11 protein-coding genes and 1 riboswitch are annotated in these 12,275 nt (G+C 38.2%); of the genes, 3 read left to right on the top strand and 8 right to left on the bottom strand.

The annotated features are described in order from the left end of the window. Positions 1-1,058 precede the first annotated feature (1,058 nt). On the top strand, positions 1,059-1,310 hold the full coding sequence (locus tag CVD28_RS26685; RefSeq protein WP_101597695.1) for a hypothetical protein: 252 nt from the start codon (positions 1,059-1,061) through the stop codon (positions 1,308-1,310). A 545-nt stretch (positions 1,311-1,855) separates the two neighbouring features. Here CVD28_RS26685 and qoxD read toward each other — a convergent pair. From qoxD to CVD28_RS26645, 8 genes are all read right to left on the bottom strand, one after another. Next, entirely contained in the window at positions 1,856-2,140 is a 285-nt protein-coding gene (gene qoxD, locus CVD28_RS26680) for a cytochrome aa3 quinol oxidase subunit IV (protein ID WP_101597694.1), read from the bottom strand. A gap of 2 nt (positions 2,141-2,142) precedes the next feature. Further along, positions 2,143-2,739 carry a cytochrome aa3 quinol oxidase subunit III gene (qoxC, locus tag CVD28_RS26675; RefSeq protein ID WP_101597693.1) on the bottom strand — a complete coding sequence of 199 codons (597 nt, stop codon included), beginning with the start codon at positions 2,737-2,739 and terminating at the stop codon, positions 2,143-2,145. Further along, on the bottom strand, positions 2,739-4,688 hold the full coding sequence (qoxB, locus tag CVD28_RS26670) for a cytochrome aa3 quinol oxidase subunit I (protein ID WP_101597692.1): 1,950 nt from the start codon (positions 4,686-4,688) through the stop codon (positions 2,739-2,741). The genes qoxC and qoxB overlap by 1 nt, the downstream gene beginning before the upstream one ends. A 75-nt stretch (positions 4,689-4,763) precedes the next feature. Continuing rightward, positions 4,764-5,741 carry a cytochrome aa3 quinol oxidase subunit II gene (qoxA, locus tag CVD28_RS26665; RefSeq protein WP_101597691.1) on the bottom strand — a complete coding sequence of 326 codons (978 nt, stop codon included), beginning with the start codon at positions 5,739-5,741 and terminating at the stop codon, positions 4,764-4,766. A gap of 331 nt (positions 5,742-6,072) precedes the next feature. Next, positions 6,073-6,303 carry an excisionase family DNA-binding protein gene (locus tag CVD28_RS26660; protein WP_101597690.1) on the bottom strand — a complete coding sequence of 77 codons (231 nt, stop codon included), beginning with the start codon at positions 6,301-6,303 and terminating at the stop codon, positions 6,073-6,075. 331 nt (positions 6,304-6,634) lie between these two features. Further along, positions 6,635-7,081 carry a DUF6376 family protein gene (locus CVD28_RS26655; protein ID WP_101597689.1) on the bottom strand — a complete coding sequence of 149 codons (447 nt, stop codon included), beginning with the start codon at positions 7,079-7,081 and terminating at the stop codon, positions 6,635-6,637. 67 nt (positions 7,082-7,148) lie between these two features. Then, on the bottom strand, positions 7,149-7,778 hold the full coding sequence (locus tag CVD28_RS26650) for a serine/threonine protein kinase (RefSeq protein WP_101597688.1): 630 nt from the start codon (positions 7,776-7,778) through the stop codon (positions 7,149-7,151). A 284-nt stretch (positions 7,779-8,062) separates the two neighbouring features. Next, positions 8,063-8,941, bottom strand: a complete 879-nt coding sequence (locus tag CVD28_RS26645; protein ID WP_180954326.1) for a DUF1835 domain-containing protein — start codon at positions 8,939-8,941, stop codon at positions 8,063-8,065. Positions 8,942-9,323: 382 nt separating this feature from the next. Then, a riboswitch (cyclic di-GMP riboswitch) is annotated at positions 9,324-9,408 on the top strand. 450 nt (positions 9,409-9,858) lie between these two features. Between CVD28_RS26645 and CVD28_RS26640 the strand changes: the two genes are divergently transcribed. Both CVD28_RS26640 and CVD28_RS26635 read left to right on the top strand, forming a co-directional pair. Further along, positions 9,859-10,416: a DUF5317 domain-containing protein gene (locus CVD28_RS26640; RefSeq protein WP_101597686.1), complete on the top strand. Its 558-nt coding sequence runs from the start codon at positions 9,859-9,861 to the stop codon at positions 10,414-10,416. Then, a complete protein-coding gene (locus tag CVD28_RS26635; RefSeq protein WP_101597685.1) occupies positions 10,406-12,217 on the top strand; it encodes a bifunctional diguanylate cyclase/phosphohydrolase in 1,812 nt (603 codons plus the stop codon). The genes CVD28_RS26640 and CVD28_RS26635 overlap by 11 nt, the downstream gene beginning before the upstream one ends. The last annotated feature ends 58 nt before the right edge of the window (positions 12,218-12,275 follow it).

Raw genomic sequence — 12,275 nt, 5'->3', positions numbered from 1 at the left:
GAATTTGACTTGCTCATGTGCTTTTTTAGTGTGTGCTCACTATTACTTAAAACGTTGGCGCTTTGTTTTGTTCAGTTTTCAAAGAGCAATTTCTCATCACTGTTTCATCAGCGACATTCACTATCTTACCACACCGATTTTTAGTTGTCAACTTCTACGAAAAATAATTTTATTATCTTTCGTTTTTATAAGCCGACGTTACTTCTCAGCGACAAGATCTATCTTACCACATTCCAAAACGGTTGTAAACTTCTGCGAAATAACATTTTTTTTACATAATTACTGCTCATCACAGCGACCTGATTAATATTACACTGATCTGATAAAATCGTCAATAGTTAATTTCAACAAAAAACAGGCTAACTTCCTTTAATGAAGTAATAATGTTATCAGCCCGCCCTTCAAACTAAAGAATTCTTCAAAGCACAACTGTTTTAAGTGCAAAATTAATCAAAGATAATTTACCTACATACTACGGTATATTAGTTTGCACTATTTTATTTTTGCATAAAAAGCAAAAGTTATTGCGATGGTCTTAAATCTCCCTGATGACCCTTCCCCTTATAGTGTCAACCAAGAATTTGTTCAGTACTTGCGTATTCCTGCTTACAGATAACCCCTGGATCCCATAAGAGGATGCGGATAAGGAATGTAAATCTCCTCCGCCCTGAATAGGTTTTTTTTACCAATTAAAAAACGCAGAAGTGAACCCTGCAAACCCACCAAAATAAGATGTCACCTCCCATAGGATGCGGGAAGAATGGATTCCAAAGCATGCTTACCCTCATTAAAACAGAATGTTAATAATTATGTATTGGTTAATGGCAGAGATCGCGGACAGGATAATACAAAGCGGATTCAGATTCTGAAACTGAACCAAGTATTATCGACGGGCTTCCTAATAGTTCAACTAAAACAAGAGTTTTTCCCGCATTGATCTGCAAGAAAGGATTTATCTAAGAATCAGCTTGTTGTCAAGATAAATGTGCTACCAAAAGTGAAAAAGTTTGACAAATTTGTGAACTAGAGGAATAATATATATAAGGAGGATGATGAAAATGGAATCTAAAGTGAAAATGTTAAATGCTACTAAATATGTAGGCGGTACTGTGTTTTCATTGGGAATAGCCATTTTTTTATACGGTTTCTTTGTAAGCGATTACAGCGCAGTGACAGGAATTGGAATTGGGACGGTAGTCGGCGCAGTATTCATCTTTGTCATGGGGTCATTCTTTGTAGTAACGGAAGAGATTTTGGAGAAACGATATAATTCAATGTTAAATGTAAGAAAACTTACTGAGATCGAATAGGAGGGGCCGACTAACCCCCGACCTCTCACACCACCATACATACCATTCGGTATATGGCGGTTCAATTAAGTCTGACGTAGATTGGAATATCTAGTAAATACACTTTGGACACTCGATGACTCCAATAGGAGTTGTCGAGGGTTTTGTTTAAGATTGGGCTGTGGGCTGACTTCAGGCTGTTCAACTGTCCATTACTGGACAGGTTACCAACTGGAGTTGGCGTTTCAGCCAGACCTCCCCAGGTAAGAGTGCAATCTTTCCCTCCATCTATCCGCTACATTTACTCTATACCACATTCGGCAATATGGACTTTGCCTTGTTTAGCAGACTTATCCAATGATATCTAGCCTTATATGTAGTTCGTGTTCCTCGGACCGGAGGTTTGCCGCTTCCTTCCTTCAGATTCCGCGTCACAACAGACACCCTAACATTAAGCTAACCACTACTACTGCCTTCATGGCCCGGGACTCTCACTCTATAGATTGCACCCATGGCGGGGCACCTAAAAAAAGGAGTGCCAATGCGGCACTCCTTTTGTATTTGAATCAAATATAACCCCAGATCATACATAGCAATGTACCCAGTATGGTAATTAATGCCATGGCCACTCCGTAGTATATGTTCGTATAAATTGCAGCTTTATCCTCCGTTTCACCGGCATGCATAAATACAACCAGCTGAAGGCCTGCCTGAATAAAAGCTGTTACAAGCAGGATCGTCATGCCCACAGTAAATGACATGTCCATAAAGTATACCGCTAGAGCAACTGCAGTCAGGATTAAGGAAAAAACAAATCCAATTACTTGTTTTACCGGAAATAGTTCTTTCATTTTTACATCATTCCTTTCAGGTAGATGAAGCTAAAGATAAAGATCCAAACTACGTCAAGGAAGTGCCAGTAAAGTGAGAAAATGAATGATTTATTAGCTGTTTCAGGAGTAAGCCCGCGCTTTCTGACCTGCAGGATAATAAATAAGCCCCAGAAAAAGCCAAGTGTAACGTGTGCTCCATGTGTTCCTAAGGTTGTGAATAGGATCGATGTGAAAGCACTGGTCTGAATTGTCGCACCTTCATGAACATACATAACGAAATCATATATTTCAACGCTCAAGAAGCCAAGTCCTAGAAGAAGCGTGATGCCAAAGAATGCCATCATCGCTTTTTGTCTGCCGAGGCGCATGGCATGAACACCAAGCCCGATGGTGAAACTACTTGCCAATAGCAAGAAAGTTTCAATGAGAACCGGAGCGATTTCAAACAGCTCCGCTCCATCCGGACCGCTGCCTGTACGATCCACCAATGTGAAATATGAAGCAAAAAGCGTTCCGAAAAGCATGATTTCGGCCCCAAGGAAAATCCAGAAACCTAAGACTTTTAAGCGATTTTCTTCAGTACTATATTCAAGTGGAAGCGAGTTATCTATTTTCATTATTTAGCACCTCGCAATTTTGTTTCAGTCTCTTCTATTTCTTCAACGGAAATATAGTGCCCATGGTCTTTCTCAAATGAACGAAGAGCCATAGTAACAAAAATACCTATAGTTGTGATAATCAAAGGAACCCAAAGTCCAAATACAAATGAGAAGCCCCACGCAAAGAAAATGCAGCCAATAATAAACGGCATTCCGCTGTTATTTGGCATGTGAATCTTTTCGTTTTTCCCTTTGGCGAAAAGGACATGGCCTTTCTTTTTAGAATCCCAGAAAGTTTCAATAGAATCTATTTGCGGAACTTTGGCAAAGTTATATTCCGGTACCGGAGTATGAGTTGCCCACTCAAGAGTACGGGCATCCCATGGATCTGACCCGATGTCTCTTGAAGCGTAACGAGTGCTATAGTACACGTTATATACAATTAATACAAATCCGATTGCCATAATTGCGGCTCCGATAAATGACACCATATTCCATGGACCAAATCCAGTTGATTCGGAATATGTGTACATGCGTCGTGCCTGGCCATCCAAACCTGTAATATACATCGGCATAAATGCTAAAAGGAAACCAATTGATAGCAGCCAAGCTGTCCATTTACCGATTTTCTCATTCAGCATGAAGCCGAACATTTTTGGCCAATAGTAAGTGAGACCAGCAAGCATAGCAAATACTACACCCGGTATAATTACGTTATGGAAGTGAGCGACTAAGAACATTGTATTATGGTACTGATAGTCGGCCGCTGACATCGCAAGCATAACCCCGGTAACTCCACCCAATGTGAAAAGCGGAATGAATAGGATTGCATATAGCATTGGAGTAGTAAATTCAATTTTTCCTTTATAAAGTGTGAACAGCCAGTTGAAAATTTTAACCCCTGTCGGTACGGCAATAGCCATTGTAGTAATCGAGAAGATACTATTGGTTAATGCTCCCTGGCCCATTGTGAAGAAGTGGTGAGCCCATACCAAGAAGGAGTATGCTGCAATAACAACCATAGAATATACCATTGACTTATATCCATACAGGTTACGGCGAGCAAATGTTGAGATAATCTCACTGTAAATACCAAATGAAGGCAAGATCAAGATATAAACCTCAGGATGTCCCCAAACCCAGAACAGGTTAGCCCAAAGCATATCCATACCACCGTTATCTGTTGTAAAGAAATTTGTTCCAAAGAGACGGTCCATGGTACCCATTGCAAGCGCCACTGTCAGTACAGGGAATGCAAATACGATGATAAGGTTTGCAACAAGTGAAGACCATGTGAACATTGGCATTTTCATCAATGTCATGCCTGGTGCTCTCATTTTAAGAATAGTAGTCATAAAGTTGATACCGGTCATCAATGTACCAATACCTGCTATCTGAATAGCAATCATATAATAATTTGTTCCCACTGATTCACTGAAGTCGTTTCCTGCAAGCGGGAAGTAAGAAGTCCAGCCTGCATCAGGAGAACCACCGACTACGAAAGAGATGTTGAATAGCATCGCTCCCATAAAGAACAGCCAGAAGCTTAATGCGTTTAAACGCGGGAATGCTACATCACGAGCTCCAATTTGTAATGGAACAACAAAGTTCATTAAGGCCATGATGAATGGCATTGCCATAAACAGGATCATAACGACCCCATGTGTTGTGAAAATTTCATTATAGTGCTGAGCATCGAGCAGCTTTGCATCAGGAGTGGCAAGCTGTGCGCGAAGCATAATCGCGTCGACTCCACCGCGGAATAACATAAGCAAAGCAGATATTAGATACATTATACCGATACGTTTGTGGTCGACTGTTGTCAGCCACTCACGCCATAAATAGCCCCATTTTTTAAAATAGGTTAATCCAGCAAGAACGGCTAGACCCGTTAGGCCTATAGCAACCATAGATGCGTATATCGCAGGACTGGGATGGGGAACCGCAAATCGTTCAAAAAACTCCATGCGTTTGTTACTCCTTTCAGGAATTATATTATTTCTTCAAAAGAGAAACTAGCTGCTTATCAAACTAGTAAAATATTAATGGTTTTCGTGTTCTGTATGGTTTTCGTGTTCTGTATGGTTTTCGTGTTCTGAATGATTTTCGTGTTCTGAATGCTTCTCGGAATCATGGTCAGCATGTTCTTTATCTTCTGAATCAGAGTTGCTTGGTCCATGATCATGTCCGCCATTTTCCGATGATGGAGGCGGGCTGAAATCTAGATGAGTTCCAGTGTAAGTAGACTTTCCAAGATGACCTGGTTCTAATAGCTCATTAAATTTTTCTTCAGACAATGGTTTTGCAGTAGCTTTCACTTCATCAACCCATTCGTCAAATTCAGCTTGCGGCATTGCTGTAACGTCAAACACATTTTCGGCGGTGCCTTTTCCGCTGAAATTGGCATTTCGGCCCATGTATTCTCCTGGAGCGTCAGCCGCTAAGTGCAACGTGGTAACCATGTCACTCATTGCATATTTTTGTCCGCCAAGCTGCGGAATCCAGAAACTTGTGATTGGTCCGTAAGAATAAAGTTTGAATTCAAGCGCCCGGTCAGTTGGAATGTACAAATAGTTTACAGTTTCGATATTTTCTTCCGGATAACTAAAATGCCATTTCCAATCAGATGATGAAGCATAAACAACTAATGGTTTTTTATCTTCATAACCTTTTGGTGTTGCCTCAACTTCATAGTTGGATTTAACGGACATAATGGATAGGAAAATAACGATAATTACTGGAATTCCAATACAAAGGGCTTCAACAATGAAACTTCCTTCAATATGTGGCGGTTCATAATCTTTAATTTGTTTAGATGCGCGGTATTTTATTAACATAAAAGCCAAAATTGCAAAAACCACAACGACAATACCTGACATAATCCAAATAGATAACATGATGTCATCAGCTTGGGTTTGCGCTTGAGGTCCTTTAGGATCTAGAACCAATAGAGGTTCACAACCTGTTAGCACTGTGGCAATTGTTAAAATTATCGACAGAAAAACCCATTTAATCTTCATAGAGTACCCCTTTCTAAAATATAAAAAATAAATGTTAAATATTTCACAAACTTAGAGTTAACTGGAAAATGTTAAACACTTCACAAGTCCTTCTCCTCTATCATATGAAGTTCCGGAATAAGAATCAATTGTTAAAACTAGATGTCACAAAAAGTTCATTTATACACTAGTGAAATAGTGGAAATCAGGATTTATTGCTGGACTATACTGCATTTCTTTGAAAATACAGCAGCCCCTTGTTTTGGTATGTTATGAAAAAAATGGCTGAAGGGAATTCATTATTTTTGAAATCCCCCCTAATATTGGCTCGAAACAAATGAATTCCTCGTCCTCAATCCTCGTCCTTTACGTCTATATCTTCAGGCAGCGGCTCGTTCTTCCATTCTTCAAATAATTTTTTGTACTTTTCCATTTGTTCAATATGATTATTGAATTGTTCTTTATTGATCAGATATTGAACTCCATCATGAACAGCGCGAATTCGTTTTTGCTGTATTAGGCTCAGTACGCCCGTTTCGGGCATCGATAGGAACTCGGCTGTTTCTTTTACTGAAAGATACATCATTTCACCACATTTTTCTTAGAAGTTTTCTAATATATTATCATTTTGCATAAGTTTCTTTAATTTTATTGATTCGGTTTGAAAGTTTATTATCGCTGCTTCGGCATTATGGAGGCCGGACTCCTTTGCTTGATTAAAAAACAGCATCCTTCCACTTTATTCCTCTATAACATTCAGGCTAAACTCCTGTTCTGCTGATAAACGTAAATTTCTCAATTAATATTTATGGCTGTTGGGGCTCGGCGCTGTAGCTAGTTCAAACCTCGAGAATTTTATAATTTCCTGGTAAACAATAAAAAAGCTTGCTGTTGCCTTCAGCAAGCTTCCCATTCTAGTTTCCAAGACTTTCGATTTGGTTTACTAAAGTATTCAGTTCGCTAATCGTCTTGAGGATTTGAGAATCCTCAAGAAAGGCAGGATCGAGTTTTCCGTTTTCAACATTTTCCAAGTATGAATCTATTCCCGCCTCCAGTTTCTTATTTGCACCCACGATTTGGTTATGAATATCTTTTGCTATGGCAGGAGCATCTGTTTTATTAAAAGCTGCTATTTCTTGTTTCATTGCCTGAAGTTCATTTTCAAGGTTCTGTGCTGCTTCCGTACTGGTTACTGCTTTCTCAGCAAGCCCCGGAATCTCCTCTGCAAATCTTTGGGCTGTACCGATGTATCCCGTGGCCGTATTTGCATATTCAAGAGTATTATTTACTTCACCTAAGATGGAGCAGCCGCTCAATATGGCCAAAGCTGTAATACTTATCATAGTAATGAGTTTTTTCATTTATTTTCCCTCCAAGATGAAATTATACATTGCAGAAACATAGTGGATAACGCTTTCAGCATACCCTTTAATTAATTATCTTTTCCTTTAAATGCATACCGGGAATAAGATTTTTCTTATAAAGAGCCGCAACCGCATTGAGTAAATATTCAGGAATACGTTTGGGAAAGTAAGGCTTTGAATAAAACTTGTGAAAAGCCACTTTCAGATCACTCCATTGGCTGCAATTCTTTGCTTGCCTAAATCGTGCCACATCAATAAGCTTTATTTTGTTGTCTGCAGTGATTAAGATGTTCCGCAAGTGTATGTCAGATGGATTCAAGTCTTTTTTCCTTGCTGAATTCAGGGCTGCATCAATTTCGGTTATTTGTTCCGAGGTTATCGGAATCCCCCTTGTAATACATTGAAAAAGGGTTAGTCCCTGGATATAATCTATAACCAAATAATTCGATCCTGACTCAAACAATTCTGGATAATAAGGGTTTCCTTTAAGCATTTTGTAAATTTCTGATTCCTCTTTAGCAATATGAAAAAATTGCGGGAAAAATACCTTAATCGCTTTATCTGTTTCCTTAATTCTAAAGACAAAAGCACTTCTTCCTTCTCCTGCTAATTCAAGCGATTCATCATAACCCATTAATTTGTTTTTACTGCTGTCAATGATCACACTGCTGGCAAGTTCCCGATAATTCTTCAACGAAATGAACCTCCTTTGCGTCTACTGGTATTAATTTCAGATAATGTTGTGTGAAAAAGGCGTTATAACCGATATTTGGTTATAACGCCTTAAAAATAAAAAGACCTCACCAAATAATCGGTAAGGTCTCGCAAGCAACATTTGTTGCCCAACAAAGCCGAGGATTAGTTCCTGTGCTGACGGCTTTGCTGTATAGCTACTCCCCTTAAAGGAAGATGGATATTAAGATTTATAATTTTATTATATGTAAGAGCATGCGAGTCGTCAAATATTCGTTACGTAATTTAAGTAAGCCTAACACTATAATGCCTCATAGACTTCAAACTGCCCTCAAACTCAAAAACTCTTTGGTCAATGAGGGATTTAAGCCTGTATTCTAAAAATTCATCACCGACATATTGATCAAGATGGCCTAAAACCTCGCCAATTAATCTGGCTGATTTCATAAAATCTTTTGGCCCACGTTTACTGTGGAGATATTTTGCTCTTTCAACTATGAAGCTGTCAAAATAATTCTCGGGGACACTTGATATTTCCCCAGCCCGCCAAATTCGTAATAACTCTGTTGTGGAAGCCAGATACAGCCATTCCTTGTTCAGCCGCAGTCTATCCTGCATTGACAAACGATGTTTAAATGCGTTTCTTTTATAAATAATTGTTAACTTTTCAGGAGATATCTCCCCAGAATGCAAAACACTATAATGAAGGTCAGGGCTATTGAAATATTCCTCAAAGGTATTCTTAGTGTTGATAACAAAGACCTCGTTTGTTTTCTCACGCAATAAATGCATGACATATCTGAGGCCTATTTGTTCGTGAGCATTGCTTGCGTACCAAATGGTAATTGGAATTCTATCTGGCAGTGACTCGATCTGGCGAACTGCTTGGACGGACATTTCGGTGAACTCATGAAAATCGGCTGAAGGATGATGGAAGTTTTTCTTTACCCAGCTATATCTCGCTTTAAGACCCGCTTCAGTATGCATATTCGTAATAGGTCCGACCGAGAAAATGTCAGGGAAGGAGATCACTTTTTCTTCCCCGGTTAAGTTCAAGTCCTTAAGTGCCGCTTTCAAGCTGCCCCCTTGGGAGAGACCGAAGAGAATATGTGCCTTTTTATAAGGTCTTTCCCGTTCCTCATAAATTGAGTGTTCAAATACCAATAGTATACACATCCATTTCCGCTTAAAATTTTGACAACTTAGATTCCATTTTATTTTCAAAAACAATGTCGTCAAACCACTCAATACATTTTCTAGTTCAAGCGTTTCCTGGCTTACTCATTCTTCTTTTAATTTCATAGTCCTTTTCCCCTGTATATGAACGACAAATAGAAGACAATAATTGTCATAGTTTGTCAATTCTCGCATTGTTTCTTTAGTAGTAAACAGTAAATCTTATAAAAACAGCTAAATTTGTTCAAAAAAAATCTCAATAGTCGGAATATGACGATTTTTCTTTCTTTTATTTGTGACTATTTTACCATATACTCATAGTAGGAGTAGTACTAAAGGTTCACTTATAAATTCTTCCTATTGAACATGCCAATAAAACGGGCAAACTACCTGAAAAGGTAAGGCGCAAAGCTAAAGGGGCTAAAGCAAAAATGCAATGCCAGCCAGCTGCAAGTAAGGTTAAATTTTTGAGATAAAAGACCCTATATAAGACTTTTATCTTTAACTCAACCCTTTCTCTGCTGGAATCTTTTATTATTTTATGAGGGATGGTGAAGTTATTATGAAATTTAAAGTTACTATGGTTTTATTTTATGCCACTATGTTTGTATTAGCTGCTGCATCGGCTTACAAGCTTGACTGATGTTATTAACCAATCTTATTAAAGGCAGGTTTTACTATGAAATTTCTTAGACTGATAAGTAAAATCATTTCAAGACCAGTCCTGGCTTGGAAATTAGATTAAACTTTTAATTTTAACAGTCTTAAAGTGGACAAAACTAAGCTGTTTAAGGAAGACTGATAAGACCTTTTTACATTCTCCTAATAAAGAAGTATTAAACTGAGCCGGGGAGCTTTTATCTTCGGCTCTACATTGGAATGTTGAGCTGTTTGGAGGAATTACCATGTTTATTGACAGTATAATCATAGGAATTGTTGGTTCGTTACTTCTAGGGGGGAGTTTCAAGGGGTTCGTAAATATTAAACTCAAACATCCCTGGTTAATAACTGTCTCTTTTCTAATCCAGTTTGGATCTATTTATTTTTTTAAAGACCACTTATTAGCGGCAGTCATTCTAAGTAATATTGGACTATTACTTTTCTGTTTGGTTAATTATAAGAACTCCGGTTTCACCTATATGGTTATTGGCATAGTTTTAAATCTGATTGTTATGCTCGCAAATCGGGGCAGGATGCCAGTCGATGCAGAAGCAGCAAAAATTCTTTCTCCGGAAGACTTTCCCGCCTTACTGGCAGGAGAATATGGGAAGCATATTGCTATATCAGATCACTCCCATCTGAATATCCTTGGAGATATTATCTTTCTTCAATCTCCATATCCTCGTCCAATCATCATAAGTATAGGCGATATTTTACTTTCAATCGGAGTCATTTTATTTATGTATAAAGTAATGGTTAAAAACAAGAAAAAGTCTGAGGAAGTGGCTGTAAATGGAGCATAATATCCAATTAAAAGCATACCATCTGATTTGTGCCTCCATTTTTCTATTGCTCTTTTATCAGCTTTTTCACCCATTAAGTATGTCTACATGGGTAAGTATTATTATTTTTGCCGGTGCTGCTGCCTTATTTGATATACGTCCCATCGTTCTTCCATCAAGCGACAACCTTTCGTTAGTCACTCCGCTGCTATTCACTGCAGGAATCTTGTATGGTGTTTTTTCTATTTTTTTAACAAGCCTGATTATGACTATATTTTTAATCTCACTTTATCCAAAAAAATGGGTTTCTCATTCATTTAATGGCATTCAGTATAGTCTTTCAGGCTATATTGGATTCTTTTTTTACTTCCTTTTTTTCAACACAGAAGTTGAATCCTTCATAGCTAATGGTCTTGCATTTATCGCCTTTGCTATCAGCTTTTTTGCTTCTAATGTGTTGTTTCTTTCCCTCTACCTTTGCATCCGTTCGAAGGAATCTCTTGTAATGTACCTAAAAATTTTTCTGGATAAGAAAGCAGTTCTTATCTATTTTACAATGATGCCATTAGGCCTCATTATGGCGGCTGTAGTTAAAGAAGAAGGAATTCTAGGCATTTTGTTATTTTGTTTGATAATGTGGACACTTGGCATTTCCTATAGAAGCTACTATAAAATGTTTGACCATTTTCGTTCATTAAGTGAAAAAGATGAGCTAACAAAGCTTTATAATCATCGATATTTTCAAGGTAATCTTGAATCGACCATCAATAATGTTGAAAAAGGAGCCTTGCTTCTAATAGATCTTGACCACTTCAAGGTATATAATGATACATTCGGCCATCCAGAGGGGGATAAATTGCTTCGTGAGGTTGCCGGAATACTGAGTGCAAGAATTCCGGCAGATGCGATCGCCTGCAGATATGGCGGAGAAGAATTTGCTATTATTTTACCAAACGTCGATTCAAAGTCAGCGATAGAAGTGGCAGAATTAATTCGCAGATCAATATCTGATTTCCCTTTTAAGGGTAAAGAACACATGCCAAACAAAAAAGTTACTGTTTCCATAGGAATATCCACCTTCCCTGAAATGTCTGCAACAAGAGAACAACTTATAATGCTAGCAGATCAGGCATTATATAAAACCAAATATAGCAGCCGTAATCGCGTCCAGCTATACTCATCTGTAATTGATGAATTAAAAGGAAAATTTAAGTTTGATTCCGACCATGAAGAAGATGTAATTCAAACTTTAAAAACATTCTTAATGATTATTAATTCAAAAGACCGCTATACATACGGACATACAGAGAGAATTATGGAGTATTCGGAACAACTAGCAAAAAAAGTGGGCCTCTCCGAATTAGAGGTTAAAAATATACGGTATGGTGCATTATTACATGATATAGGAAAAGTGGAAGTACCTACTGAAGTTTTAAATAAGACTTCCAAGCTCACAAATGAAGAATGGGAAACAATTAAAATGCATGTTATCTGGGGAGAACAAATGGTTCAGTCCATACATGAGTTGGATCATTGCCGGCCAATGATAAGACATCACCACGAGAGATACGATGGGAAGGGTTATCCGGATCAATTATCTGGTGAATCCATTCCGCTTGCTGCAAGGATTTTAACAATTGCTGATTGTTTTGATGCCATGACTACGAATCGCCCTTATCAAAAGGCAAAATCTATACCTGATGCTCTTGATGAAATCGTTCATTGCTCTGGAACACAGTTCGATCCGAATTTAGTTGGTCCTTTTATTGAAGTAATCTCAGAACTAAAGCCGGAGTTTCAATTATTACAGAAAGATGCTTGAATTAATAAAAGGCAACGCCCATTAATGGATTGCACCCCAACTGTTAGATTATGTCTAA

The sequence above is a fragment of the Bacillus sp. M6-12 genome (assembly GCF_002860285.1).
In the GTDB taxonomy this organism is placed as follows: domain Bacteria; phylum Bacillota; class Bacilli; order Bacillales; family DSM-1321; genus Peribacillus.
The sequence above is the reverse complement of the archived record's forward strand: the minus strand, read 5'-3'. Positions and strand labels throughout refer to the sequence as shown.